Source organism: Streptomyces sp. SS7 (assembly GCF_037993025.1).
GTDB lineage: Bacteria > Actinomycetota > Actinomycetes > Streptomycetales > Streptomycetaceae > Streptomyces.
Genome location: NZ_CP141223.1, coordinates 7,067,504 through 7,094,042, shown reverse-complemented (window position 1 = coordinate 7,094,042; position 26,539 = coordinate 7,067,504). Strand labels below are relative to the sequence as shown.

Below are 26,539 nucleotides of genomic sequence, written 5' to 3'. Positions count from 1 at the left end.
GGGTGCCGTGCCGGGGACGGCACCCGGCACCCGGCTCACCGGTTGTAGCGCAGGTAGGCCCTGACCATGTGGCACGTGGTGTCCGACGGCGGGTGGACGCCGATCAGCTCCGCCGTGCTGCGGATCTTCTCGTTGCGGGCCTGGTTCGGCAGGTAGACACCGAGGTCGAGCAGCGCGATGGCGAGGCGCATCGCCTTGAGGCGGCGGTTGTGCGCCACGTACCACTCCCGGGGCCGTCCGGCCGGCAACGGCCGCTTCGCCACGGGCACATAGGGCAGGTCGAGCTGGACGGAACGCTTCGCGGTGGACTGGGTCGGCAGCGGCTTCGGCTTCAGTGCGGCAGCGGGCACGAACATCCTCCTGTCGCGGTCGGAACCCCGCCGGGATCTCCGGCGGAACTCTCGAACACTGCATCCAGTCTACTGCCCCCCACTGACATTCAGCAGTCCGTAATCTCCTCCAAATGCCCAGGTGAGCAAGGAAATTGGCACCGTGTCACCCGAGGTTCGCGCGGGGCACGAGAGACGCCAAGTATTCGAACAGAGCCACTGCTCGGGCTCCCCTCGCGGCGGGCCGTTACCGTGGGCCCCATGGAGATCTGGATCAACCCGGCCTGCTCGAAGTGCCGCAGCGCGCTGACGCTGCTCGACGCGGAGGGTGCCGACTACACCGTCCGCCGGTATCTGGAGGAGGTGCCGAGCGAGGACGAGATCAGGGACGTACTGGACCGGCTCGGCCTGGAGCCGTGGGACATCACCCGGACCCAGGAGGCCGCGGCCGGGGAGCTGGGGCTGAAGGAGTGGGCGCGGGACGCGGCGTCCCGCGCGCGCTGGATCACGGCGCTCGCCGGGCATCCCGAGCTGATCCAGCGGCCGATCATCACGGCCGACGACGGCACGGCCGTGGTGGCCCGCACGGACGAGGCCGTACGGGACGCACTGTCCCGTTAGGGGGGTGTTTCGAAAGTCCCGCACGGGCCGTGACGTGACGCGCGCCACTCCGGCCGACTACCGCGACCGCTGAGTAACTTCGTTCGGGATCTCGTACATAGCGGCGTACGCTCCCCTATCCCTTTCAGGAGGCGCGCATGTCGCGCAGGAGAACACTCGGCACGAAGAAGACGATCGCACTGCTCGTCGGCGCGGCGGCGGTGGCGGGCGGCGGGGCCTTCGCCATGGCCGGCAGCTCGAACGCCTCGCAGACGCCGCAGACCCTGTCCGCCGGGAACTCGACCGTCTGCCAGGGGCTCGCCACCGCCCTCGGCAACAACCAGAAGTTCATCGACGGCCAGCGGGCCGCTCCGGACGCGCAGTCGGCGGCCCGGATCGCCAACCGCGAGGCGGTCATCGCACAGATCAAGGTCCAGCAGAAGGCGTCGGGGTGCACCGTTGGGGAGTCGGCTCAGGACTCCCAGGCGGCGCAGCCGGCCCAGCCTTCGCAGACGGCCTCGGCCCCCGCGGCGAACACCGGGAACACGGGCAACGCGGGGAACAACGGGAACGCGGGCAATGCCGGAAACACGGGCAACGCCGGCACCGGCGGTGCCGCGGTCTCCGGTCAGCAGGTCTGCAACGGCTCGACGGTCACCCTCTCGGGAGAGGGCGGCGCGCCGGCCGCGTCCAGCAACCAGTTCCCGGCGGGTACGAAGCTGAAGGTCACCAACCTGGACAACAACAAGTCCGTCACCGTCCAGGTGACCTCGGTCTCCGGCAGCTGCGCGCTGCTGAACAACGCCGCCTTCGAGCAGGTCCGCGAGCCCGGCAAGTTCCTGATCCGCCGGGCCGTGATCGAGAAGGTGGGGTGAGGCTCCCCCGCCGGGAGACGAGCTGAGGCGGCGCACCGCTCCGGAGGGGGCGGTGACCGCGCCTGACGGGGTCCCGCTGTTCGCGGCCACGGACAGCGGGACCCCCGCACGCGGTGACCCGTACCACAGCACCGCCAGGTAACACGGGGTTCACATTCGAGCAATGACCGGGAAATCGCCTGTTGACAAGCTGCCGATCAACACCGACGGCGCCCCAGTGCCGCAGCGCCGCAGCAGCAACAGCACCCGCAAGTGCGTCAGACACACCCCCGAAGGAAGTGGCCCGTGACCTTCAAGGCTGAGTACATCTGGATCGACGGCACCCAGCCGACGGCGAAGCTCCGCTCCAAGACCAAGATCATCACGGGTGAGCCCGCCGGTCTGGACGCACTGCCGATCTGGGGCTTCGACGGGTCCTCCACGAACCAGGCCGAGGGGCACTCCTCGGACCGTGTGCTGAAGCCGGTCTTCACCTGCCCCGACCCGATCCGCGGCGGCGACGACGTCCTCGTCCTGTGCGAGGTCCTCGACATCGACATGACGCCGCACGAGTCCAACACCCGTGCCGCGCTCGCCGAGGTCGAGGCCAAGTACGGCGCGCAGGAGCCGATCTTCGGCATCGAGCAGGAGTACACGTTCTTCCAGGACGGTTACCCGCTCGGCTTCCCCAAGGGCGGCTTCCCGGCCCCGCAGGGCGGCTACTACTGCGGTGTCGGCGCCGACGAGATCTTCGGCCGTGAGGTCGTCGAGGCCCACCTGGAGAACTGCCTGGCCGCCGGCCTCGGCATCTCCGGCATCAACGCCGAGGTCATGCCCGGCCAGTGGGAGTTCCAGGTCGGCCCGCTCGCTCCGCTCGAGGTCTCGGACCAGCTGTGGGTCGCCCGCTGGCTGCTCTACCGCACCGCCGAGGACTTCGGCATCTCCGCCACCCTCGACCCCAAGCCGGTCAAGGGCGACTGGAACGGTGCCGGCGCGCACACCAACTTCTCCACCAAGGCGATGCGCGAGGGCTACGACGCGATCATCACCGCCTGCGAGTCGCTCGGTGAGGGCTCCAAGCCGCTCGACCACGTCAAGAACTACGGCGCCGGCATCGACGACCGCCTGACCGGTCTGCACGAGACCGCCCCGTGGAACGAGTACTCCTACGGTGTCTCCAACCGCGGCGCCTCGGTCCGTATCCCGTGGCAGGTCGAGAAGGACGGCAAGGGCTACATCGAGGACCGCCGCCCGAACGCCAACGTCGACCCCTACACGGTGACCCGTCTCCTGGTCGACACCTGCTGCGCCGCCCTGGAGAAGGCCGGCCAGGTCTGATCCGTCCCACGGCTTCGTGAAGGGGCGCCCCGCCGGTCCGGTGGGGCGCCCCTTCCGCGTCCCCGCCCCTGACGTCAACTTCGCGTCAAGGAAAGCGTCCAAGCTGTGAGAGGAGGGTCCTGTTGCGGGCGTGTGTCTGCTTCAATGGGGGCATGGCCAGCTTCCAGAAGTACACCGCGACGGGTCGCCATGACCTCGAGCCCTTCTGGCCTTCCCGTCAGCACCACGACTTCGACCGGGTGTGTTGCCGCGCGACGAACGCGCCGGCCCTCTAAAGCCGTACACCCCGGCCTTCGGCCAGCGCGCACGACGTACGTCCCTCGACGAGCCCGACCACGCATCGCGGCCGTCGACCTCCCCGACGGACTTCTCGCGCGAAAAGAGCTGACCTCTCATGGCGACCACCCGTTCCCTCTCCACCGCCACCCTCCCCCACCCCGTCCAGGACGCCCCGCGGCACCGGCTGCGGGCCGTCGGCCCCGACGAGGTGGCCGACGTCACCGATCTCCTGCCGCCCGGCGCCACCTGGCTGCCCGCGCCGCAGCACTCCCTGCCCGACCTGCCCGGCCACCCGGCGATGGTCGGCTACCTCGTGCTGATCCCGGCGGACCAGCAGCAGCCGTTCCAGCCCGTGCCCGTGCCGGCGAGGCAGCGCGGTACCGCCGCCGGCGACCCCCTCGTGCGCATCGACCCCGTCCAGCGCACCGCGGCGGTCGACGGACGTGAACTCGACCTGACATACCTGGAGTTCGAGCTTCTCGCGCATCTCGTGGCGCACCCGAACCGGGTGCACACCCGCGACCAGCTCGTCACCACCGTCTGGGGGTACGGCCACGTCGGCGACGGCCGCACGGTCGACGTCCATGTCGCCCGGCTGCGCCGCAAGCTGGGCGCCGAGCACCGCGGCACCATCCAGACCGTGCGCCGCGTCGGCTACAAGTACACCCCGCCGACCGGCCGCTGACGCTCTGCCCTGGGCAGAGGACGGTTCCGTCCCCCGGACCGGCCGGGCACAGTCACCCGCATGAGACTTCTGGTGCTGGGCGGTACGGAGTTCGTGGGGCGGGCCGTCGTGGAGGCGGCCCTCGGGCGCGGCTGGGAGGTCACGGTCCTGAACCGGGGGCGGTACGCACCCCTCCCCGGTGTACGGGCGCTGGCCGGGGACCGCACCGCGCCCGGGGGCCTTGCCGCCCTGGCCGCGCACGAGGGGGACTGGGACGCCGTCGTCGACACCTGGTCGTCGGCGCCCCGCCCGGTGCACGAGGCGGCGCGGCTGCTGCGGGGCCGCGCCGGCCGGTACGTGTACGTGTCGAGCTGCTCGGTGTACACCTGGGCCCCGCCCGCCGGGTACACGGAGGACGCGCCCGTGGTGGAGGGCGCGGCGCCCGACGCCGGCCCCACGGACTACGCCCGCGACAAGCGGGGCGGCGAGCTGGCCGCCGTCGACGCCTTCGGCCCGCGCGCGTCGGTGCTCGTACGGGCCGGGCTGATCCTCGGCCCGCACGAGAACGTCGGCCGGCTGCCCTGGTGGCTGGGCCGGATCGCTCGCGGCGGCCCGGTCCTCGCCCCCGGGCCCCGGGACCTCCCCCTCCAGTACGTCGACGTCCGCGACCTCGCCGCCTGGATCCTCGGCGCCGTCGAGCGGGAGCTGAGCGGACCGTTCAACCTGATGAGCCCCCAGGGGCACGCCACCATGGGCGGGTTCCTCGACGCGTGCGTGCGGGCCACGGGGTCGGACGCACGGCTGCGCTGGACCGCCCCGCAGACCGTCCTCGACGCGGGCATCGAGCCCTGGGTCCAGCTGCCGGTGTGGGTGCCGCCGGGCACCGACCTGCACGACGCGCTGCACGCCGCCGACGTCTCGCGGGCGGTGGCGACGGGACTGTCCTGCCGTCCGGTCGAGGAGACCGTCGCCGACACCTGGTCCTGGCTGGAGGCGATCGGCGGGACGGCGCCGCACCGCTCGGACCGGGCGGTGAAGGGGCTGGACCCGGAGGTGGAGGCACGGGTGCTGGCCGGGGCGGAGGGTGTACCTGGCACCACCCTCTGACCGGGGGCTTCGGCCCCGTGACCGGCCCCGGACGGTCGGACAGACTGACCGTATGAACACCGACGACACCGACACGAAGAGCGGCCGACGCGGTTCCAGGACACGGGAGACGGCGCTCGCCGCCGTCCGGGGGCTCGTACTGGCCCTGGCGGTGTGGCCCTGGACAGTGGTGGTCTACTGCCTGGCCCTCGTCTCCCTCGCCCTGATCCCCGTCGGGGTGGGCCTGGTCACCACCCCCTGGGTGATGGGCGCTGCGCGGGCCCTCGCCGACAACCGGCGCGAGCTCGCGCAGCGCTGGTGCGGGATCCACATCCCGTCCGCCTACCGGCCGTTGCCCGCGACCGCCAGCCCGGTGCGGCGCACCCACGCCCTGCTGCGCGACCCGGCGACCTGGCGGGACCTGCGCTGGCTGATGGCGGACACGGTGGCGGGGCTGGTCACCGCGCTGCTGCCGGTCGTCCTGGTGGTCTACCCGCTGGAGGGGCTGGCGCTCGCGGCGGGGCTGTGGCGGGTGGTGTCGGACGGGTCGGGCGGCCCCTACTGGTACGCCTTCGTGCCCGTCGCCGACCAGGCGACCGCGATCGGCGCCGGTGCGCTCGCGGTCCTCCTGCTGGTCGTCGCCGACCGGTTCGCCGTGAGCGCGCTCGGCGTCCACTTCCGGATGACCCGCGGCCTGCTCACGCCCGGCCAGGCCGGACTCGCCGAACGGGTCAAGGTGCTGACCGACACCCGGCGCGACGCCGTGGACACCTCGGCCGCCGAACTGCGGCGCATCGAGCGGGATCTGCACGACGGGGCACAGGCCCGGCTGGTGGCCATGGGCATGGACCTGGGCACGATCGAGATGCTCCTCGACAAGGACCCCGAGAAGGCCAGGCAGTTGCTCGCGCAGACCCGGCAGTCGTCGGCCGAGGCCCTAGCCGAACTGCGGGACCTGGTGCGCGGGATCCATCCGCCGGTGCTGGCCGAGCGCGGACTGGGCGACGCCGTACGGGCGTTGGCGCTCCGGCTGCCCGTGCCGACCGAGGTGGCGGTGGACGTGTCCGGACGGGCCGAGGCGCCGGTCGAGTCGGCCGCGTACTTCGCCGTCAGCGAGATCCTCACCAACGCGGTCAAGCACTCCGGCGCCGACCGGATCTGGGCCGACCTGCACCACGCGGAGGGCCGGCTGCGGATCTCCGTCACCGACAACGGCCGCGGCGGCGCCGTGATCGGGGCGGGGTCGGGGTCGGGCCTGGCCGGGGTGGAGCGGCGGCTGGGTACATTCGACGGCGTCCTGGCCGTCAGCTCCCCGGCGGGCGGTCCCACCATGGTGACCATGGAGATTCCTTGCGCGTTGTCCTAGCCGAAGACCTGTTCCTGCTGCGGGACGGGCTGGTGCGGCTGCTGGAGGCCTACGACTTCGAGATCGCCGCCGCCGTGGAGAGCGGGCCCGAGCTGGAGCGGGCCCTCGCCGAACTGGAGCCGGACGTCGCCGTGGTGGACGTCCGGCTCCCGCCCACGCACACGGACGAGGGCCTCCAGTGCGCGCTCGCCGCCCGCCGCCGCAGGCCCGGCCTCCCGGTGCTCGTCCTCTCCCAGCACGTCGAGCAGCTGTACGCGCGCGAGCTGCTCGCCGACGGCAGCGGAGGGGTCGGCTATCTGCTGAAGGACCGGGTGTTCGACGCGGAGCAGTTCGTGGACGCCGTACGGCGGGTCGCGGCGGGCGGTACGGCGATGGACCCTCAGGTGATCCAGCAGTTGCTGGCCCGCCGCTCGGGCGACGGGCAGGGGCCGGTGGAGCGGCTCACTCCCCGCGAACGGGAGGTTCTGGAGCTGATGGCGCAGGGCCGGTCGAACGCGGCGATCGCCGGCAAACTGGTCGTCACCGAGCGGGCCGTCGCCAAGCACACCGCGAATATCTTCGTGAAGCTCGGTTTGGAGGTCTCGGACGACGACAACCGCAGGGTACTGGCGGTGCTGGCCTATCTGGACCGCGATCGGTAGAGGGCCAACTACCGCGAGATGTGGTGATGTTGGGGAGGGTTTGTCGTACGGGTCTCTCATCAATTTCTGAGAGCGCTGAACACCTGTGGGACGGGCTGCGTATGGGAGGGGGCAGCTTCACTCCTGTCGGGCGCCTCGATGCGACCCCGCCAAGGAAGTCAGAGGAGTTCCATGGGACGCAACATTCGTAAACGCCGTTCGTCGATGGCCACGAAGGCCGTGGCAGCATCGGCGGCCCTAGCGCTCGGCGGGGGCGGGCTGATCTGGGCGAACTTCTACGCCTCGGCCCACGAGTCCGGCAACTCGGGTCAGAACACGACCAAGGCCGCCAACGCGGCAGCGCAGGTCGCCACCATCTCCTGCCCGGACGTGGGGCAGAAGCTGACGAACGTGCCGGAGCGGGCCAAGCAGGGCGTGGCCACCGAGCTGGCGAACCTCGACAAGCAGATCACCGAGGCCTACGCCCGTCTCGCCTCCTCGCGTCAGGCGCAGGCGAACGACCCCGGCTTCGTGCAGAACGCGATCGTCGGCCCCCTGAAGGAGAAGCGGGCCGCCACGATCGACCGGATCCGCATCGACATCCAGCGGGTCGGCGGCCAGTTCGACAACCAGCTCAGCCAGCTCGCGGCCTGCACCACGCAGGCGGCCAACGCCAACACCAACGCGGGCCAGGCGGGCAACGGCCAGCAGAACAACGGCCAGCAGAACAACAACAATGGCCAGCAGAACAACGGCCAGAACAACGGTGGCCAGCAGAACAACGGCCAGCAGAATAACGGCGGCCAGCAGCAGGCGGGGGCCAACGGACAGGCCGGCAACGGCCCGTCGGCGGCCGACTTCGTCGACATCACGAAGGTCCAGGCCAATGTCAAGGCCAAGCCGCGCAACAACCGCAACGCCTCGACCGGCACCTTTGTGACCAGGTGCGGCGTGAACGCGAACAAGAACCACAACACCGACAACGTCATCGTGGCGCCCGGTGTGAAGAACGGCGCGCACCACCTGCACGACTACGTCGGTAACCAGTCGAACGACGCCTTCGCCAACAACAACACGTTCGCGGCGGCCCGGACCACCTGCCAGAACCAGCAGGACAAGTCGTCGTACTACTGGCCGGTGCTGCGTCTCCAGGACGGCACGCAGGACTTCGACCAGAACAACGACGGCGGCGGCAAGGAAGGCAACGTCGGCAAGATCCTCGTCGCCAAGCAGGCGGAGATCAAGTTCGTCGGCAGCCCCACCAGCAAGGTCACCGCGATGCCGCAGTTCCTGCGGATCATCACCGGTGACGCCAAGACCACGACCAACGGTCTGGCCAACGCCAACGCCCACTGGAGCTGCACCGGCTTCGAGAGCAAGGTGCAGCTGACGGAGCAGTACCCGATCTGCCCGCAGGGCTCCAACGTGGTCCGGACGTTCGCCTTCCAGAGCTGCTGGGACGGCAAGAACGTCGACTCGGCCAACCACCGTACGCACGTGGCCTTCGCCGACGCCAACGGCAACTGCCAGAACGGCTTCAAGGCGATTCCGCAGCTGACGATGCGTCTGGTCTACAGCACCCCGCAGCCGCAGATCCAGAACGGCGTCGTCAAGAACGCCTACGCGGTGGACGGGTTCCCGGAGCAGCTCCACAAGGCTGCCACCGACCACGACGACTTCATCAACGTGATGAACGCCCAGCTGAACAACAAGATCGCCAACTGCATCAACCGTGGTCAGAAGTGCCAGTGACACTCTGATCGCGTGAGAGAGCCGGCGGTGGGAGACTCCCACCGCCGGCTCTGTCGTTCGTCGTCGCGCCGCCCGGAACTTCAGCCGCCCGTGTGCGCGGAGTGGTCGGCGCCCTCCTCTATGTCGCCGCCGAGCTCCTTGCGCAGCGCCGTCACCGTCTTGACGGTCTCGCCCACGGCGACCCACTTGCGGCCGACGAGGTAGTGGCCGCCGTAGTCCTTGGCCGTGTCGATCCACTCTCGCTGGCCCCTGTCGGTGGCGAAGGTCGCAAGGATGAACTTCCCGGCAGCGACCTTGCAGATGGCCTGACGGATCTCGTCCGCGTCGGTCTGCATGTCGGGCGTGCACTTGACTTCAGCGGCCAGGCTCTCCAGGCTGCCGGTCGCCGTCGACGGCACAGCCGCCGCCTTCGTGTTCCCTGCGGAACCGCCGCACCCCGTCAGCACCAGCGCCGCCGCCGCAGTCACCGCCGCGAGAATAGGTCGGGTCACCTTCATCTGTCCTCCCTGCGTGAGCCTCGTCCTGGATACGGCTCCCGCGTACGGTCCGCTCAAAATACGCTGCCGGCCTGGCACACGCGTGCGAGAGTGGGCCGGTGAACGACGACTGGGAAGAGCGCGTGACGGCCGCCTGGGCCACCCTCGACCGCTATCCGCAGGCGCGGGCAGCCGACTTCCGCGCGGTGATCGACGCACTCGTCGCCGAACTGCCCGGGGACAGCCCCCTCGGCGCCTTCGAACGGGCCTGCGCCTGGGACTCCACCGGCCACAGCGACCGGGCCGTACCGCTCTACCGGGAGGCCCTCGCCCTCGGTCTGACCGGGTACAAGGGCCGCCGGGCCAGGATCCAGCTCGCCAGCTCGCTGCGGAACACCGGGCAGGCCGAGGAGGGCGTCGCGCTGCTCACCCCCGAACTGGAGGCCCCCTCCGACGAGCTGGACGACGCGGTACGCGCCACGCTGGCCCTGTGCCTGTCCAGCCTCGGCCGCGACCGCGAGGCCCTGTCCCTGGTCCTCGGCGCCCTCGCCCCCCATCTGCCGCGCTACCAGCGCTCGATGGCGCACTACGCACGGGCGCTCGTGGAGTCGTAGGCCGGGCGTCGACCCGTACGGCGGTGACCATCCTCCGTGCCGCTCGTTGCGCTGGGCGTGCAGTCACAGGATGTCGCCCCGAGCCCCGCACCCGGTTCCGTCACCGACCGGGCCGTCGACGTCGAGCAGGCCGAGGCCGCGCTCGTCGAGCACTACCCGCGTCTCGTCCGGCTCGCCTATCTGGTGCTGCCGCCGGGCCTCGGCCGGGGCCGCCGGGTCCTGACCGCCCACGCCCTCGTCCAGCGCGCCCTGCCCCGGCGCCGCGCCTCGGCCCCGGTGATCCCGGCCCAGGCGCAGGCCGGCGGCCGTGACGGTGACCCCGGGTACGCCTATGTCCGCCTCCAGGTGGTGCGGACGGCCCTTCAGGCGGGTTGGCCGCTCGCCCGCCCGGCCTGGCCCAAGCGGGCGCAACTGCCGCCGCTGCTCCCCCAGGTGCGGGGCCTGAGGCTGTTCCCGCACTCCGGCGGCGCCGACGAACTCGCCCTGGACCAGCGGCTGTCCGCCCTGGACGGCCCGGCCCGCGCCGCCTATGTGCTGCGGGGTCTGGAGAAGCTCGCCGACGGCGAGGTGCGCAAGGTCCTCGCCGAGGCGGGCGTGGCGGACACCGACGCGGCGCTGGACGAGGCCGACGCGGTGCCGGCCCGGTACGCGCTGCTCGACTCCCCCGAGTTCGACCCCTGCTCCCTCCAGGCCCGGCCCACCGATCTGCTGCGCCGCCGCCGGCACACCACGGCCGCGCTGGCCGCCGCCGCGGCCCTCGTGGTGTGCGGTGCGCTGGCCGCGCTGCCCGGCGACGGCTGGGGACCGGACGGCGCGGCCGCACCGGTGTACGCGCAGAACCCGGCTGCCGAGGCCGCGCTCGACCCGGGCCGGCTGCTGCGGGTCTCCCCTGTCGCCTGGAAGACGTCCGCGCGCACCGACTTCTCCGTCTGGCCGGCCCGTGGCGCCCTGGTCCGCGACACCGCGCTGCTGCGCCGCGCCCTCGCGGTCTGGGCCCGGCCCGGCGCGTCGGTGCAGGTCTCGGCGACCCCCGACACCCCCTCCGGCGGCCCGTCGGGCCCGCCCCAGCTCCTCTACGCGGCCGAGGTCGGCAACGCCCGCGTGGTGCTCTTCCACGACGGTTGGCGCATCGCCCGCTACGCCGAGCCCAAGGACGGCACGGCCGGGGCCGCCCTGGACTTCGCACGAGTGGACGGCGCGACCGGCGCCGAGGCGTCCGCGATCGTCCTGGACCGGGCCGACGGCAACGTGCGCTGGCTGACGGCGCCCTGGGTGACCGCGGCGGGCGAACGGGACCTCGGCAAGCCGGGCGCCGGGGTGATGGCCCTGACACTGACGGACGGCATCACCTCGCCGCTGGCCAGCCCGGCGACCCGGACCGGCAGCTGCACCGGCTGGAACGTCCTCCAGCTCACCGACGCCTCCGGCACCCATCTCCTCACCGACCTCGGCGAGCTGGTGCCCGCCCGACTGACCGGCGGGCGGCCCACCGCGCCGAAGGAGGCCACGGGAGCGGAGGCGCTCGGCACCTGGGCGCCGTACGCCTGCTCGCTGGCCGATGTGCGCGGGCAAGGGGTGCGCACGGTGAACGTGTGGTCGTACGCGCGCCAGCCGCTGCCCGACGCGAGCGGCTCGGCGGAATGGGTGTGCACCCGGGCGGAGACCTGGCGGGGCGACGGAAGCCGGGTGCTGGCCCAGTTCCGTACCCCCGGCCGGCTGTTCGGGGCGGCCGTGGCGAAGGCCGGGGACGTCCCCGCGTGCGGGCCGCGCGATCCGCACGTGCTGGCCGGGGTGTTGTGGAAGTCGCAGGGCGGCCACTGGTACCTCCTCGCGGCCGGCGACTCGGGGACCCGCGACCTGCGGGCGACCGGCGGGGTGCGCGGCTTCGCGCCGGGCCATCTGCTCACCGCCGCCGCCGAGAAGGGGGCGAAGGCGGACCTCAAGGGCACGCTGAGGAACGGGCGGCCGGTGAGCGGTCTCAACTGATCGCAGGCCGCGCCGGAGCGTGCCCGACGGGCTGCCCGACAGGTGAACACCCGAGGCCGATCCGGTCCGTTCGAGGCCGGATCCGATCGGTAAGGTGTGCGCATGACTACCGGGGTTCGTCGAAGAATGGGAGTCGAGGAGCGTCGGCAGCAGTTGATCGGCGTCGCCCTCGAACTGTTCGCCCAGCGCTCGCCCGACGAGGTCTCCATCGACGAGATAGCGGCCGCCGCCGGTATCTCGCGCCCCCTCGTCTATCACTACTTCCCCGGCAAACTCAGCCTGTACGAGGCCGCGTTGAAGCGGGCCTCGGAGGACCTCGCCGCCCGTTTCGTCGAGGCCCGGGAGGGCCCGCTCGGCTCACGGCTGCTGCGGGTCATGCGCCGCTACTTCGACTTCGTCGACGAGCACGGCCCGGGCTTCTCCGCCCTGATGCGCGGCGGCCCGGCCGTCGGCTCGTCCACGACGAACGCCCTGATCGACTCCGTGCGCCAGGCGGCCTACGAGCAGATCCTGTCCCACCTGGGCATCACGGACCCGCCCGTCCGTCTGGAGCTGGTGGTGCGCTCCTGGATCTCGCTCGCCGAGTCGACCGCGCTGATCTGGCTGGACGGGCGGCGGATCCCGCGCGAGGAGCTGGAGGTGCAGCTGGTGCACGACTTCGCCGCGCTCACCGCCGTCAGCGCGGCCTACGACGAGGAGATGCGCAGGCTGCTGCACCCGATGCTGGCCGCGGAGCCGGCCGAGGGTCCCTTCGGGAACCTGGCGGCCCGGCTCATCGCGCTGGCGTCCTGAGGATCACCTGTCGAACTTGCGGTACGACGGGTCGAGGTCCCGGATCTCGGCCGAGGCGTGCAGGGTGATGCCCTCGTCCGCGATGTGCCCCCGCAGCAGCTCCAGGACCGCCTCGGTCAGCCGGGCCTTGGTGTCGTCGGTGCGGCCGGCGAGGAGACCCAGGGAGACGTGGACGATCGCGTGCTGCTGCTCGACCGGGTCCTCGTAGCCGTACGCGGTCTCGTCCGCCCGGCGGAAGAGGGTCTTGCAGGCCTCCGGCTTGGCGGCCGCGATCTCCACCACCGCGGTGTGCAGGGCCCGGGCGAAGGCCTCCCGGTCGAAGGCGTGGGTCACGGCGGCCGAGTAGTCGACGGTGATGTTCGGCATGAGCACTCCAGGTCCAGGACGACGGCGTCGGTCACGTCACCCTAGAGCCTGTCGTGTGGATCTGGGCGAAGTGGCCGAGCGGCGTGGTGGGGCGGCCTCGCGCCGGGACCGGCCCCACCACGCCGGTCGTGTGTCAGGAGACGCGGGAGAAGACCGCGACCGTACGACCCGGAACGGCGAACGTGCCCGAGCCCCGTACGTAGGACGAGGTCTTGACGGTGGGGTCCGCGCCCGACGCCTGTAGCGGGTGGAGTCGGTAGCCCCGGCCGGCGAGAGAGACGATCTGCTGCGTCTGCTCGTCCGGCGTGGCGTTGAAGACGACGACCAGATCGCCGAGCTCCATGGTGATCACCCCGGGTGTCTCGTCCGTGCCGGACAGCGGGAACGACAGCGCGGACTGCACCCGGGCGGCCGTGCCGAGCGAGAACGCCTTCTCCGTCGTACGGATCCTCAGCAGGTCCCGGTAGGCCGCGGAGGCGCCGGTCATCTGCGCACAGCTGACCTGGACACTCGTCAACAGGGGCTTGGCGTACGGCCACTTGGAGGCGTTGTCGGCGGCCGGGGGCAGCCCGCGGCCAAAGCCGTTGCCGTCGGCGCAGTTCCAGTGGATCGCGTTGAACCAGTCGCCGCTGTCGAAGGAGTTGCGGTCCAGGGACTTGGAGCGCAGCAGGTCGGAGCCGGCCTGGGAGAGCGACGGTCCCTGGGAGAGGGCGGCCGTGGCCATCGCGAGGACCTGCATCCGGGCCCGGTCGGCAGCGCTCGTCGACGACGGCAGCTTGTAGGCGAGGGCGTCGAACAGCGACTCGTTGTCGTGCGCGTCGGCGTAGGCGAGGGCGTCGCCGGGCGCGGCCGCGTATCCGGCGGGCTGCCCGTTGTAGTCGACCTGGGCGCCGGTGACCTCCTTGCCGTCGGTGTCGGTGAACCGGTAGGCGGCGAGGTTGCCGGACAGCCCGACCTTGATCAGGTCCTGGTAGTGCAGGAGGCGGGCCTTCTGCTCGGCCCTCGTCCCGTTGGCCGTGGCGGAGTTGGGGTCGGTGTACAGGCCGGAGGCGAAGCCCTGGACGCCGGGGTCGGAGTCGAAGGGGCCGCCGCCGCGCACCGCGTCCCGGGCCCGGTCGGAGAAGGTCGCGATGCCGGTGCCGGCCATGTTCTTCTGCGTGGCCTGCGTGAACCGGGCGTCGTCGGCGACCTCGCCGAAGTTCCAGCCCTCGCCGTACAGGACGATCCTCTTGCCGTCCACGCCGTCCTTGGCGGGGGTCAGCGCGTCGAGCGCCTTGCGGACGGCCAGGATGTTGGCCTTCGGGTGGTGGCCCATGAGGTCGAAGCGGAAGCCGTCGACCTTGTATTCCCTGGCCCAGGTGACGATCGAGTCGACGACCAGCTTGCCCATCATGGCGTTCTCGGTCGCGGTGTTGGCGCAGCAGGTGCTGTTGGCGACCGATCCGTCGGCGAGGAGGCGCTGGTAGTAGCCGGGGACGATCCGGTCCAGGACGGAGGTGTCCGCCTGGCCGCTCGCCGCCGTGTGGTTGTAGACGACGTCCATGACGACCCCGAGGCCGTCCTCGTTCAGGGACTTGACCATCTTCCGGAACTGGACCGTGCGGGCGGTGCCGTCCGGGTCGGTGGCGTACGAACCCTCGGGGACCGTGTAGTGGTACGGGTCGTAGCCCCAGTTGTAGGCGTCCTTCGCGGCGGTCTTCGCCACGCACTCCTGCTGCCGCTCGGAGTCGGCCGGGTAGGAGGCCGGGTCGCAGCCGGGGGTCTGCTGGTCGGCCTTCCGCTCGGGGACGGTGGCGAGGTCGAACGCGGGCAGCAGGTGGACGTACGACGTGCCCGACTTCGCCAGGGCGCGCAGATGCCTGGAGCCGTCGCTGTTCTTGTCGGCGAAGGCGAGGTAGGTGCCCTGGTCCTTCGCCGGCACGGTCGGGTCCGCGACGGAGAAGTCCCGGATGTGCAGCTCCTGGATCTCGGCGTCCTTGAGCGGCACCGCCCTGGGCTTGGTGTACGAGGACCAGCCGCCCGGTGCCAGGGACCTGTCGTCGAGGTCGACGACCAGGCTGCGCGCGGAGTCCGCCGTCAGGGCGACCGAGTAGGGGTCGGTGACCTTGTTGGTGACGGCCTTGCGGACGGAGGGCGCCCAGACCTTCACGACGTACCGGTAGGCCTTGCCCTTCCAGGTCTTGGGGCCGGTGACGGACCAGACGCCGGTGGTGGCGTCACGCCTCATCTGCACGCGGGAGCCGTCGAGTTCCAGGGACACCTGCTGCGCGGTCGGCGCCCAGACGGCCAGCGTGGGGCGGCCCTTGGCGAACGTCGGGCCCAGCTTCGCCTTCGTCGCGGCGGGGTACAGAGCGTCGAGCACTCCGGCGATCTGGACGCCGGTCGCCGCGAGGACCGCCCCTCCCCCAGAGCCGGCCGCCCGCTGCGAGGCGACCAGCTGACCGCTGAGGGCCTCCCGCACCCGGTCGCGGTCGCGCGGGTCGACGGACCAGGCGGTGTAGTCCTTCAGGTGCGGGAACCGCGCCTTCTGGGCGTCGGTGAGCGTGCTCTTCGTCAGCCGCAGCCAGCGCTCGTCGTCGCTGGTCAGCGCGCCCTTGTCGACAGTGATCGAGCCGTCGCGGGAGTACAGGAGCTGGGTGGAGGCGGCGGCGTCCGAGCCGTTCCAGACGACCGTGTCCCGGTCGATCCAGACCGCCTTGGAGGTGGTCAGGTCGAGCGCGGCGGCGGACCCGGCGGGCTGCGGGAGCAGGTACTTCTCCTGGCCGCCCAGCAGCCACACCTCGTGGCCGTTCGCCGTGAGGTCCAGGGACTGGTCGGCGGGCAGGTCCTTGTCGTCGCCCTTGTGCAGGATGTAGCTGAGGCTGGTGGCCCCCGCGGTGAGCGGCACCTCGAAGACGGCCCCGTAGGCGTCGGTCTTCACCGGCTTCAGCGGGCTGGACCACTCGGTGGGGTTCGCGGCGCCCGTCCAGACGTGCAGGCCCCAGCCGTCGTAGTCACCGTCGGCGCGGTGGTAGTGCAGGATCGCCTTGGTCTTGTCCTGGGCAGGGTAGTCGGGTCGCTCCGTCCGCACGTCCTCCTTGCCCTGCTCGATCCAGACCTCGCCGGCCTTGGTGACGTCGATCGTGCGGTCGGTGGAGACGTCCTTGGTGCCGTCCTTGTCGACGACGAGGAAGCCGATGTTCGAGGCGCCGGGCTTCAGCTTGACGTAGGCGAAGGCGCCGTACGCGTCACGGCCGGTGAAGGGGTGGCTGTCCGGCCAGTTCGTGGCCTCGCCGTCGGCGAGGTCGCCCCAGGCGTACAGGCCCCAGTCGGCGTAGTCGCCGTCGGTGCGCCGGTAGTGGACGATCGCGTAGTCGCGGGAGGAAGCGGTGGGGATCTCCGCGGCGGGCGGGGTGCCGGTGGTGGATCCGGCGGTCGCGGACGCGGTCCGGCCGGCGGAGTCGACGACCACCGCCTTGTAGCGCAGGGCGGTTCCGGCCGGGACGTCCGCGCCGATGGTCTGGGTGACCCGGTAGGGGGCGTGGTCGGCGGAACCGAGGGTCTGCCACTTCCCGTTGCCGGTCTGGGCGGCGAAGACGACCCGGTTGAGCTGCCCGCCGTCCACGTCGGCGCTGAGCTCGACGGTGCCGGTGGCGCCGGCGGCGGGGGCCTTGAGGGTGAGCGTCGGCTTGGTCGCGGGCCGGGCGAGCTTTCCGGCGGCCTTGAGGACGATCGCCGAGCCGGCCGGGACGGTGACCGTGATCTTCTTGTCGGCGCCGGAGGTCGCGGTGCACCTGGTGCCGTAGATCCCGTGGAAGGCCATGCGCGCGGAACCGGTCGCGAAGGTCGCCGTCCGCGCGGTGTCCGCGTTGTTGAAGGCGACGACGTACTCGGTGCCGGTCTTCGCGTCGGTGCGGGAGAAGGCGTAGACGCCGGCGCCCTCGGCGGCGTACCGCTCGGTCTGGACGCCGTCGGTCAGCGCCGGGTTGGCCTTGCGGAGCTTCGCGAGGGCCGCGATCCGCCGGTACAGGGGCGCGCTCGTGTCGTAGGCGGCGCTCGCGTGGGTGCGGTCGGTGCCGATCTCGTCGTCGTCGAGGTAGTCGGCGACCTTGGAGGCGAACATGGTCTGGCGGGCGTCCTTGTCACCGCCGGAGCCGGTGAAGCCCTGCTCGTCGCCGTAGTAGACGACCGGGTTGCCGCGGCTGAGGAACATCAGCTCGTTGGCGAGCCGGTCCTTCCTGAGCAGTTCGGCGTCGGTGGCCTTCGGGTCGTCCTGCTTCAGGAAGGCTCCGATGCGGCCCATGTCGTGGTTGCCGAGGAAGGTGACCTGCTCGTACGCGTTGGCCTTGTCGGTCGTGTACCTGTAGTCGTCGGCGAAGACGCCCGCGAGTCTCTGCGCGCCGGCGCCCTGGGAGGCGTACTGGCGGGCCGCCTCCTGGAAGGGGAAGTCGAGGGTGGCGTCGAGGCGGCCCCGGGTGACGTACGGGGAGGTGACGGACGGGTCGGCGGAGTAGACCTCGCCGAACATGAAGAAGTTCTTGCGGCCCTGCTTCGCCGCGTACGCGTCGAGGGCGGTCGCCCACTGGGTCCAGAACTCCATGTTCACGTGCTTCACGGTGTCGATCCGGAAGCCGTCGACGGCGAAGTCCCTGACCCAGCGCCGGTAGATCTTCTCCATCCCGCTGACGACCTCGGGGCGCTCGGTCCACAGGTCGTCGAGGCCGGAGAAGTCGCCGTAGGTCGTGGACTCGCCGGCGTACGTCGAGTCGCCCCGGTTGTGGTACATCGTCGGGTCGTTGAGCCAGGACGGCACCTTGGACGTGGACGTGACCTTCGGGGTGCGCGGGAAGGAGTCGGCGTCGACGGCCGGGAACGTCTTTCCGGCGGCCGCGTAGTCGGCGTCGTCGAAGGGCCGGCCGTCCTTGGTCAGATAGGGGAAGGCACCCTTGGAGAGGTAGTCGTAGGACTTCTCCTCGTAGTCGACGACGTCGGCGGTGTGGTTGGTGATGACGTCGAAGAACACCTTCATGCCCTTGGCGTGCGCCCGGGCGATGAGGGTCGAGAGGTCCTTGTTGGTGCCGAAGTGCGGGTCGACCTGGGTGAAGTCGGTGATCCAGTAGCCGTGGTAGCCGGCCGAGGCGTTGCTGCCCGTGCCCTGCACGGGGCGGTTCTTGAAGATCGGGGCCATCCAGATGGCGGTGGTGCCGAGGCCCTTGATGTAGTCGAGGCGCCGCGTCAGACCCTTGAGGTCGCCGCCCTGGTAGAAGCCCTTGTCGGTGGGGTCGTAGCCGGTGCTGAGGCGTGAACCCGTGAGACCGCCCTTGTCGTTGGCGGTGTCCCCGTTGGCGAAACGGTCCGGCAGGACGAAGTAGAACTGCTCGCGGGTGTCGTCGTGCCGGGCGGGTTCGGCGGCGAGCCTCGCGTCGGAGGGCGGCGGGGGCGGGCTGTCCGCGTGGGCGGCGAGCGGCTGTACGAGCGCGGCGGCGAGGGCCGCGGCGGCGACGGCCGCGACCCGTCTGACGTGTATCACCGGTGTGAACTCCTAGCGATGGCGGCTCTCTTGGGTCCGACCCCGCGCGACCGTATCGCCGCCGAAAGGTTTACAGCAAGAGTCTTGCAATCAACAGCAAGAATTTGCACCGAAGCCTTGACGGGCCCTTCGCAACTGCCCCACTCTCACGGGTTGTTGAAACACGAAACCCCTTTCCGGAGCCGCACATGACCACCAGACACCACCCCCCGGGTGTCCTCAGGCGCGCCGCCACCGCCGCGGCCGCCGCCACCCTCGCCCTGGCCGGCGCCGTCGCGCTGCCCACCACCGCCGCCCACGCGGACACCACCGCGAAGGGCGACGTCATCGCCAACTTGTGGGAATGGAACTGGGACTCCATCGCCGACGAGTGCACCGACGTCCTCGGCCCGGCCGGGTACGGCGCCGTCCAGGTCGCCCCGCCCGCCGAGTCCCTCAAGCAGTCCTCGTACTACTGGTGGGACGTCTACCAGCCGTACTCCTACAACCTGAACAGCCGCTTCGGTACAGCGGCCAAGTTCGCCTCGATGGTGACCGCCTGCCATGACGCGGGCGTCAAGGTCTACACGGACGCGGTGATCAACCACACCGCCGCCCAGACCGGCACCGGCTACAACGGCACGACCCTCACCAACAAGTACGACACCCCGGACTGGGACCCGGGCGACTACCACCAGTCCGACGACTGCAACGACTCCGACCTGATCATCGACGACTGGTCGAACCTCTCCGAGGTGCAGAACTGCGAACTGCTCGGCCTGCCCGACCTGGAGACGGAGAACGACAACGTCCGCTCCGGCATCGCGGCCTTCCTCAACAAGCAGATCGCGCTCGGGGTGGACGGCTTCCGGGTGGACGCGGCCAAGCACATCCCCGAGGCCGACCTCGCGGCGATCGAGGCCAAGCTGACCACCACGACCTCGGGGGCGGCGCCGTACGTCTTCCAGGAGATCTACCCGGGCTCGACCCCGCAGCCGGCCGACTACTACGCCTCCGGTGACGTCCTGGACTTCACCTACGCGAGCAAGCTGAAGTCGGCGTTCCAGGGCAATGTCAGCGATCTGGAGTCGCTGTCCTCCTCCGGCATCCTGCCGGCCGCCAACTCGGTGTCCTTCGTGACCAACCACGACACCGAGCGCAACGGACTGCACATGAGCTACAAGGACGGCGACTCCTACAAGCTCGCCAACCTCTTCCAGCTCGCCTACAAGTGGTCCACGCCGACCGTGTACGCGAGCTGGGAGTGGACGCAGAGCGACCAGGCCCCGCCGAACTCCGCCGGTTTCGTCACCGACACCGACTGCGCGAGCGGCGCCTGGTACTGCCTCGACCGGGACACCGCAGTCGTCGGCATGGTGGCCTGGCACAACGCGACGGGCACGGCCGCCGTGTCGAACTGGCAGACCAAGTCGTCGGCCGTCATCGGCTTCGGCCGCAGCGGCGCGGGCTTCTTCGCCCTCAACAACGGCTCCGGCAGCGCCACGTACACCTTCGCGACCGGTATGGCCGATGGCACGTACAAGAACGTGATCGACGGCGGCGCGAGCACGGTGACGGTGTCCGGCGGCAGCGCCTCCCTCACCATCCCGGCGAAGAGCGCGATCGCCTTCTACGACGGCTCCTACACCTGCACCGTCGGCTGCGAGGACCCGGGCGGCGGTGACGGCGGCTCCACGTCGACGGTGAGCGCCACCTTCAACGAGTACGCCGCGACCTCGAGCGGCACGAACGTCTACGTCGTCGGCTCGATCGCGGCCCTGGGCGGCTGGGACACGTCCAAGGCGGTCGCCCTGTCCTCCTCGGGCTACCCGGTCTGGTCGGGCGAGGTGAACGTGCCGATCAACACGTCGTTCGAGTTCAAGTACCTCAAGAAGGACTCCTCCGGCCAGGTGACCTGGGAGTCCAACGCCAACCGGACGGCGGCGACCACGACGTCGGCGATCACGGTCAACAGCTCCTGGAACGTGGCCACCGCGAGCGCCACAGACGTCACCTTCCATGTCGACGCGACGACGGCCTGGGGCACCGACGTCTACGTGGTCGGCTCCCTCGCCTCCCTGGGCTCCTGGAACACCGCCGACGCGATCCCGCTGTCCTCGGCGTCCTACCCGACGTGGAGCAGGACGGTGATCGTCCCGAAGAGCACGGCCTTCGCGTACAAGTACATCAAGAAGGACTCCTCCGGCCAGGTGACCTGGGAGTCCGGTACGAACCGCTCGTACACGACGGGCAGCGGGTCCGGGTACACGACGGGCGACACCTGGAAGTAGAACCGCCGACCCCGCGCGCACCGCCGGGTGCGCGGTGTGCGCGGGGTGCGCGGTGCGGAGTGGGGGGCTTCAGCAGCTGGACTTGCCGGCGTAGATCGCCAGGGCGGTGTTGGCGCCGAGGGTGGCGGTGAGCTGGCCACTGGAGTTCACGGTCACGGTGGTGTTGTTCTGGACGTTGCAGTACGTCCCCGCGGCCAGGGAGGTCTGGTAGGTCCGGGCCAGGGAGCCACTCTCGTGGTTGATGGCCACGTACCCCTTGCTGCCCCGCCCGAAGGCGATCGCGTCGCCCCCGTTGTCCCACCAGTCGGTGACGGCCTCACCCCGGGTGGCGTTGCGGAAGGCGACCATGCGGAGGATCTCCGGCCAGGCGTGCTGGCACTTCCACCCGTCCTGCCAACAGGCTTTGACCGTACCGCCGTTGGGCGGGCCGGCATCCGTGTCGGACCACTCGTAGCCGGAGTTGATGTCCGGTGCGCCGTACGGGTACGCCAGCATGAAGACGTTGGCGAGGGTGTAGTTCGCGCCGTCCTTGTAGTTGAGGGTGGAGCCGTTGCGTTCGGTGTCGTGGTTGTCGACGAAGACGCCCGCGACGGAGCTGCTCAGATACCCCCAGCCCTCGCCGTAGTTCTTCAGATAGGCGAGGTTCTCGTTGTTGAAGACCCGCTTGAGGTCGTAGGCGTAACGGAACTCCTGCACATCGCCGTTGCCGGTGTACTCGGTGGGCTGGACGGCCTCGCCGGACCCGTAGATGACCTCCTGCTTCCAGTACGCGCCCGGGTTCGTCAGCCGGGACTTGATGTTGGCCAGGTCCGCGGTGTCGATGTGCTTGGCCGCGTCGATGCGGAAGCCGTCGACACCCAGGGTGAGCAGGTCGTTCATGTAGCCGGCGATGGTCTTGCGGACGTACTCCTCGCCGGTGTCCAGGTCGGCGAGGTTCACCAGCTCGCAGTGCTGGACGTTCCAGCGGTCCTGGTAGTTGGTCACCGGGGAGGTGCAGTCGTCGAAGTCGTAGGAGGAGTACAGGCCCGGGTAGGCGTACTTCGTGTACGAGGAGCCGCCGGTGCCGGTGCCGCTGCCCGCCGCCATGTGGTTGACGACCGTGTCGACGACGACCTTCACACCCGCCGCGTGGCAGGTGGTGACCATGTTCCGGAACGCGGTGCGGTCACCGAGGCGCCCCGCGATCTTGTAACTGACCGGCTGGTACGACGTCCACCACTGCGGGCCCTGTATGTGCTCGGCGGGCGGCGAGACCTGGACGTATCCGTAGCCTGCCGGACCGAGGGTGTCGGTGCACTCCTTCGCGACGGAGGCGAAGTTCCACTCGAAGAGGACGGCCGTGACGTCCTTGGTGCCGGGCGGGGTGGCGTGGGCGGCGGTCGCGGGGGCCATGAGGGCCGCCCCGGCGGCGAGGGCGACGGCGCCCGAAAGGGTTCTGCTGCTGACCATGGGGGGTTCCTTCTCCATTGAAGGCTCTTGCTGCAATCTTTCAGCAACCTTGCGGTGGCGCGATGTTAAGGGTGCGACGGCCGAGAAGGGCAGGGGGTGGCGCGAAAGAAGTGCAACACGTTACGCATGACGACCCGCCGGAAGAGCGCCGGCCAGAGCACGGCCACGAAGGCGTCGCGGGCGCGGCTGTGCTGCTCAGGCCCGTCTGCCGGAAGGGATGCGGGCTTCACCTGGATGATCGAGCCGGACGGGGACAGTTGCCCCCCGTCCGGCAGACTCGGCAGCGGCGTACGGGCACGACACCGAGTCGTTTCCGGCTACTTCTCCACAGCGGCACGACGGCCTCGGGTACGGTCCGCCCGCACGGGACCGAAGGCGCCTCGGCGGAAGACGCAGGGCCCTGCCGCTTCCCGAGGAAGCGGCAGGGCCCTTGACGTGCCGTCAGGCCGTGGTCCACCACGCCGTCGTGTCGGCGGGGAGCTTGAGATCGCCGTCCGTCTCGGCGACCTCGCCGCTGGTGAGGAGGACGCGGCCGTGGGACGGGACGCGGACCGGCTCGCCGGAGGTGTTCGTGACGCACACGAACCCGCCGCGCCGGAAGGCGAGGACGCCCTCCGGGGCCTTCAGCCATTCCACCGCGTCGCCCGCGCCCAGGTCGGGGTGGGTGCGGCGGAGGTGGAGGGCGGAGCGGTAGAGCTCCAGGGTGGAGCCGGCCACGCCCTGCTGGGCCTCGACGCTCAGCTCCGCCCACTCCGCGGGCTGGGGCAGCCAGCTGCCACCCGTGCCGAAGCCGTACGACGATCCCTCGCGGGTCCACGGGATCGGCACCCGGCAGCCGTCGCGGAAGCCGTCCTGGCCGGCGCCGCGGAAGTAGGCCGGGTCCTGGCGGACCTCGTCGGGGAGGTCGACGACGTCGGGCAGGCCGAGTTCCTCGCCCTGGTAGACGTAGGCCGAGCCGGGCAGGGCCAGCATGAGGAGGGTGGCCGCGCGGGCGCGGCGCAGGCCGAGCTCGCGGTCGCCGGCCGTGCGGATCTGGGTGCCGAGGCCGGGCGGGTTGGCGAAGCGGGTGGCGTGGCGGGTCACGTCGTGGTTGGACAGGACCCAGGTCGCCGGGGCGCCGACCGGGCGCATCGCCTCCAGGGTGCGGTCGATGACCGTACGGAGCTCCTTCGCGTCCCATTCCGTCGACAGGTACTGGAAGTTGAAGGCCTGGTGGAGCTCGTCGGGGCGCACGTAGTTCGCGGTGCGCTCCACGGTGGGGGTCCAGGCCTCGGCGACGAAGATGCGCTCTCCCGAGTACTCGTCGAGGATGAGCCGCCACTGGCGGTAGATGTCGTGGACGCCGTCCTGGTCGAAGAACGGCATGACATCGTTGCCCAGCAGTCTGAGCTGGTCGTGGGAGCCGAGGTCGGGGAGACCGGCGGCCTTCACCAGGCCGTGGGCGACGTCGATGCGGAAGCCGTCCACGCCCATGTCCAGCCAGAACCGCAGGATCGAGCGGAACTCGTCGCCCACGGCGGGGTGGTCCCAGTTGAAGTCGGGCTGCTCGGGGGCGAAGAGGTGCAGGTACCACTCGCCGTCCTCGACGCGGGTCCACGCCGGGCCGCCGAAGATGGACTCCCAGTCGTTGGGCGGCAGTTCGCCGTTCTCTCCCTTGCCGGGGCGGAAGTGGTAGCGGTCGCGGAGGGGGGAACCCGGCCCCTCCGCGACCGCCCGCCTGAACCACTCGTGCTGGTCGGAGGAGTGGTTGGGGACCAGGTCGACGATGATGCGCAGGCCGAGCGCGCGGGCGTCACGGATCAGTGCGTCGGCGTCGAGCAGATTGCCGAACATCGGGTCGACGGCCCGGTAGTCGGCGACGTCGTAGCCGGCGTCGGCCTGCGGGGAGGCGTAGAAGGGGCTGAGCCACACGGCGTCCACGCCGAGGTCGCGCAGGTACGTCAGGCGGGAGCGTACGCCTTCCAGGTCCCCCATGCCGTCGCCGTTGCTGTCGGCGAAGCTGCGCGGGTACACCTGGTAGATCACCGCGTCCCGCCACCAGTCACGGCGGGTGCCGACGGTGGAGACGGCCGCTGCGGAGGTGGGGGTGGGGGCCGGGGCTGCGGAGTGCTGCTGGCTCATGGCGTCCTTGGTACGTAACGGAGTCATCGGGTCGGGGTCGAGGAGGCGGTGGGAGACGGGGCGGCCGCGGTGCCGGCGGGGTCGGATGACACCGCGGCCGCCCCGGGTTCGTGGGTCAGCCCTTGGTGCCGCCGGCCGTGAGGCCCGTGACCAGGTTCTTCTGCACGAGGTAGAAGAACGCGGCAGCGGGCAGGGCGATCAGGACCGCGGTGGCCGCCATCAGGTTGCGCTGGGCGTCGTGCTCGCTGACGAAGGACTGCAGGCCGACGGCCAGCGTGTACTTGGTGTCGCTGAGCATGAACGTCGAGGCGAAGGCGACCTCGCTGAAGGCGGTGAGGAAGTTGTAGAACGCGGCCACCGCGAGGCCGGGCTTGGCGAGCGGCAGGACCAGCCGGAAGAAGGTGCCGAACGGGGTGAGCCCGTCCACGCGTCCCGCCTCGTCGATCTCGAAGGGGATGGTGTCGAAGTACCCCTTGAGCAGCCACGCGCTGTACGGGATGACCGTCGTGCAGTAGACGAGGATCAGGCCGAAGTAGTTGTCGATGAGCTTCAGGTCCGAGAGGATCTGGTACATCGGCACCATCAGGACGGCGACCGGGAACATCTGGGTCACCAGCAGCACCCACATGAACTTCTTGTAGCCGGGGAAGCGCATGCGGGAGACGGCGTAGCCGGTGGTGGCGGCGATGAGCACGCCGATGGCCGTGGTGCCGAGGGTGACGATCAGCGAGCTCTTCAGCCAGTCGAAGAACTTGGTGTGCTCGAGGACGAACGTGTAGTTGGCGAACGTCATCTTGTCCCAGATGCCGCCCGGGTGCAGGTAGTCGTCCTTGTCCGGGCCGAGGGACAGGTACACCAGCCAGAGGATCGGGAACAGCGCGATCAGGCTCGCGACGATCAGGACGGCGTGGGAGGCGAGGGAGGCGGCGGGGCCCGTCTCGCCGCGGCGGCGGACCCGGCGCGATGCCTTCGGTGCCTTCACGGGGTTCTCCTTGCTCACCGGGGCCGAGGCGGGGGTGGGAGCGGTCGTGGTACTCATCGGGACTCCTGCCTCAGATCGCGAGCTGCTGCTCGTTGCGGCCCAGCCAGCGGCGGTAGAAGGAGGTGAAGACGATCAGGATCGCCAGCAGCAGGATGCCGTAGGCGGCGGACTGGGCGAAGTCGCGCGGCTGCTGTCCGAAGCCGAGGTAGTAGGCCCAGGTGACGAGGATCTGCGCGTCGGGGGCGGTGTTGCCGAACAGCAGGAAGATCACGGCGAACTGGTTGAAGGTCCAGATGATGCCGAGCAGCACGACGGTGGAGCTGACGGTCCTGAGGCCGGGGACGGTGACGTACCGGAACCGCTGCCAGGCGCTCGCGCCGTCCATCTCGGCCGCCTCGTAGAGGGAGGCGTCGATCGACTGGAGGCCGCCGAGCAGGGAGACCATCATGAACGGCACACCGCACCAGGTGTTGACCATGATCGCGGCGAACCGCTGCCAGAAGGTGTCCTCCAGCCAGGACGGCGACGGCAGGTGCAGGGCGTCGAGGGCGGAGTTGATGATGCCGCCGTCGGCGAGCATGAAGCGCCAGCCGAAGACCGTGACGAAGGTGGGCACCGCCCAGGGCAGCACCAGGACCAGCCGGTACAGGGTGCGGCCGCGCAGCTTCTGGTTGAGCAGCAGGGCGAGGCCGAGGCCGAGGGTGTAGTGCAGGGCGACACAGACGGCCGTCCACACGATCGTCCAGACGAAGTGCGACCAGAAGCGGTCGTACGCGGTCGGACCCCAGAGGATGTCGGCGTAGTTGTCGAGGCCGATGAACTTGTAGGTGGCGTCGATGTGGTTGACGCCGATCGTGCGCGCGGTGTTGAGGCTGTTGGCGTCGGTGAGGGTCAGGTAGAGGCCGTACACCAGGGGGTAGAGCACGAGGACGCCGAGGACGACCGCCACCGGGGCGATCATGGCGTAGGCGTACCAGTGCTTGTGGTAGCCCCGCTTCAGGCGCCCGCCCAGGCCGGGTCCTGGCTCACGGTCACCGCGGCGTTTGCCGGTGGCGCGGTCGATGGCGACTGTCATGGTTCGACACC

General features: G+C 70.6%; 20 protein-coding genes. 12 read left to right on the top strand and 8 right to left on the bottom strand.

Going from position 1 to position 26,539, the window contains the following annotated elements; genetic code table 11:
* Positions 1-35 precede the first annotated feature (35 nt).
* Entirely contained in the window at positions 36-350 is a 315-nt protein-coding gene (locus U5640_RS32570) for a hypothetical protein (RefSeq protein ID WP_055639121.1), read from the bottom strand.
* Positions 351-590: 240 nt separating this feature from the next.
* Between U5640_RS32570 and U5640_RS32565 the strand changes: the two genes are divergently transcribed.
* From U5640_RS32565 to U5640_RS32530, 8 genes are all read left to right on the top strand, one after another.
* Positions 591-950, top strand: coding sequence for an arsenate reductase family protein (locus U5640_RS32565; RefSeq protein ID WP_340380478.1), 360 nt, complete (start codon positions 591-593; stop codon positions 948-950).
* Between the two features lie 137 nt (positions 951-1,087).
* The gene (locus U5640_RS32560; RefSeq protein ID WP_340380476.1) at positions 1,088-1,804 is read left to right on the top strand and encodes a hypothetical protein; all 717 of its coding nucleotides are present in this window, start codon (positions 1,088-1,090) and stop codon (positions 1,802-1,804) included.
* 285 nt (positions 1,805-2,089) lie between these two features.
* Positions 2,090-3,121 (top strand): glutamine synthetase, encoded by a 1,032-nt coding sequence (glnII, locus tag U5640_RS32555; RefSeq protein WP_340380474.1) that lies wholly within the window; start codon positions 2,090-2,092, stop codon positions 3,119-3,121.
* 394 nt (positions 3,122-3,515) lie between these two features.
* Positions 3,516-4,085 (top strand): winged helix-turn-helix domain-containing protein, encoded by a 570-nt coding sequence (locus U5640_RS32550; protein ID WP_340380472.1) that lies wholly within the window; start codon positions 3,516-3,518, stop codon positions 4,083-4,085.
* A gap of 60 nt (positions 4,086-4,145) precedes the next feature.
* The gene (locus U5640_RS32545) at positions 4,146-5,171 is read left to right on the top strand and encodes an NAD-dependent epimerase/dehydratase family protein (protein WP_340380470.1); all 1,026 of its coding nucleotides are present in this window, start codon (positions 4,146-4,148) and stop codon (positions 5,169-5,171) included.
* Between the two features lie 52 nt (positions 5,172-5,223).
* Positions 5,224-6,516 carry a sensor domain-containing protein gene (locus tag U5640_RS32540; protein ID WP_340380468.1) on the top strand — a complete coding sequence of 431 codons (1,293 nt, stop codon included), beginning with the start codon at positions 5,224-5,226 and terminating at the stop codon, positions 6,514-6,516.
* Positions 6,501-7,157 carry a response regulator transcription factor gene (locus U5640_RS32535; protein WP_067244996.1) on the top strand — a complete coding sequence of 219 codons (657 nt, stop codon included), beginning with the start codon at positions 6,501-6,503 and terminating at the stop codon, positions 7,155-7,157. Before U5640_RS32540 ends, U5640_RS32535 begins: the two co-directional genes overlap by 16 nt.
* Before the next feature lie 171 nt (positions 7,158-7,328).
* Entirely contained in the window at positions 7,329-8,888 is a 1,560-nt protein-coding gene (locus U5640_RS32530) for a DUF1996 domain-containing protein (protein ID WP_340380465.1), read from the top strand.
* 80 nt (positions 8,889-8,968) lie between these two features.
* On the opposite strand, the gene U5640_RS32525 is transcribed toward U5640_RS32530, so the two are convergent.
* A complete protein-coding gene (locus tag U5640_RS32525) occupies positions 8,969-9,385 on the bottom strand; it encodes a hypothetical protein (RefSeq protein WP_340380463.1) in 417 nt (138 codons plus the stop codon).
* A gap of 98 nt (positions 9,386-9,483) precedes the next feature.
* Between U5640_RS32525 and U5640_RS32520 the strand changes: the two genes are divergently transcribed.
* From U5640_RS32520 to U5640_RS32510, 3 genes are all read left to right on the top strand, one after another.
* Positions 9,484-9,978, top strand: coding sequence for a tetratricopeptide repeat protein (locus tag U5640_RS32520; RefSeq protein WP_340380461.1), 495 nt, complete (start codon positions 9,484-9,486; stop codon positions 9,976-9,978).
* A 57-nt stretch (positions 9,979-10,035) separates the two neighbouring features.
* Positions 10,036-11,964 (top strand): hypothetical protein, encoded by a 1,929-nt coding sequence (locus tag U5640_RS32515; RefSeq protein WP_340385471.1) that lies wholly within the window; start codon positions 10,036-10,038, stop codon positions 11,962-11,964.
* A 102-nt stretch (positions 11,965-12,066) separates the two neighbouring features.
* Positions 12,067-12,756, top strand: coding sequence for a TetR/AcrR family transcriptional regulator (locus U5640_RS32510; protein ID WP_340380459.1), 690 nt, complete (start codon positions 12,067-12,069; stop codon positions 12,754-12,756).
* A 3-nt stretch (positions 12,757-12,759) separates the two neighbouring features.
* Here U5640_RS32510 and U5640_RS32505 read toward each other — a convergent pair whose 3' ends face one another.
* Together U5640_RS32505 and pulA are read right to left on the bottom strand one after the other, a co-directional pair.
* On the bottom strand, positions 12,760-13,122 hold the full coding sequence (locus tag U5640_RS32505; protein ID WP_340380457.1) for an isomerase: 363 nt from the start codon (positions 13,120-13,122) through the stop codon (positions 12,760-12,762).
* Positions 13,123-13,255: 133 nt separating this feature from the next.
* Positions 13,256-18,631 carry a pullulanase-type alpha-1,6-glucosidase gene (gene pulA / locus U5640_RS32500; protein ID WP_340380455.1) on the bottom strand — a complete coding sequence of 1,792 codons (5,376 nt, stop codon included), beginning with the start codon at positions 18,629-18,631 and terminating at the stop codon, positions 13,256-13,258.
* A gap of 188 nt (positions 18,632-18,819) precedes the next feature.
* Between pulA and U5640_RS32495 the strand changes: the two genes are divergently transcribed.
* Positions 18,820-20,901: a carbohydrate-binding module family 20 domain-containing protein gene (locus tag U5640_RS32495; protein ID WP_340380453.1), complete on the top strand. Its 2,082-nt coding sequence runs from the start codon at positions 18,820-18,822 to the stop codon at positions 20,899-20,901.
* Positions 20,902-20,970: 69 nt separating this feature from the next.
* Here U5640_RS32495 and U5640_RS32490 read toward each other — a convergent pair whose 3' ends face one another.
* The 4 genes from U5640_RS32490 to U5640_RS32475 all read right to left on the bottom strand — a co-directional run bounded on the left by U5640_RS32490 (position 20,971) and on the right by U5640_RS32475 (position 26,528).
* Complete coding sequence (locus tag U5640_RS32490; protein ID WP_340380451.1) at positions 20,971-22,350, bottom strand: alpha-amylase family protein; 1,380 nt, start codon at positions 22,348-22,350, stop codon at positions 20,971-20,973.
* Between the two features lie 441 nt (positions 22,351-22,791).
* On the bottom strand, positions 22,792-24,471 hold the full coding sequence (locus U5640_RS32485) for a glycoside hydrolase family 13 protein (RefSeq protein WP_340380449.1): 1,680 nt from the start codon (positions 24,469-24,471) through the stop codon (positions 22,792-22,794).
* Between the two features lie 115 nt (positions 24,472-24,586).
* The gene (locus U5640_RS32480; protein ID WP_340380448.1) at positions 24,587-25,510 is read right to left on the bottom strand and encodes an ABC transporter permease subunit; all 924 of its coding nucleotides are present in this window, start codon (positions 25,508-25,510) and stop codon (positions 24,587-24,589) included.
* A 13-nt stretch (positions 25,511-25,523) separates the two neighbouring features.
* Entirely contained in the window at positions 25,524-26,528 is a 1,005-nt protein-coding gene (locus tag U5640_RS32475; protein WP_340380447.1) for a sugar ABC transporter permease, read from the bottom strand.
* Between the last annotated feature and the right edge of the window lie 11 nt (positions 26,529-26,539).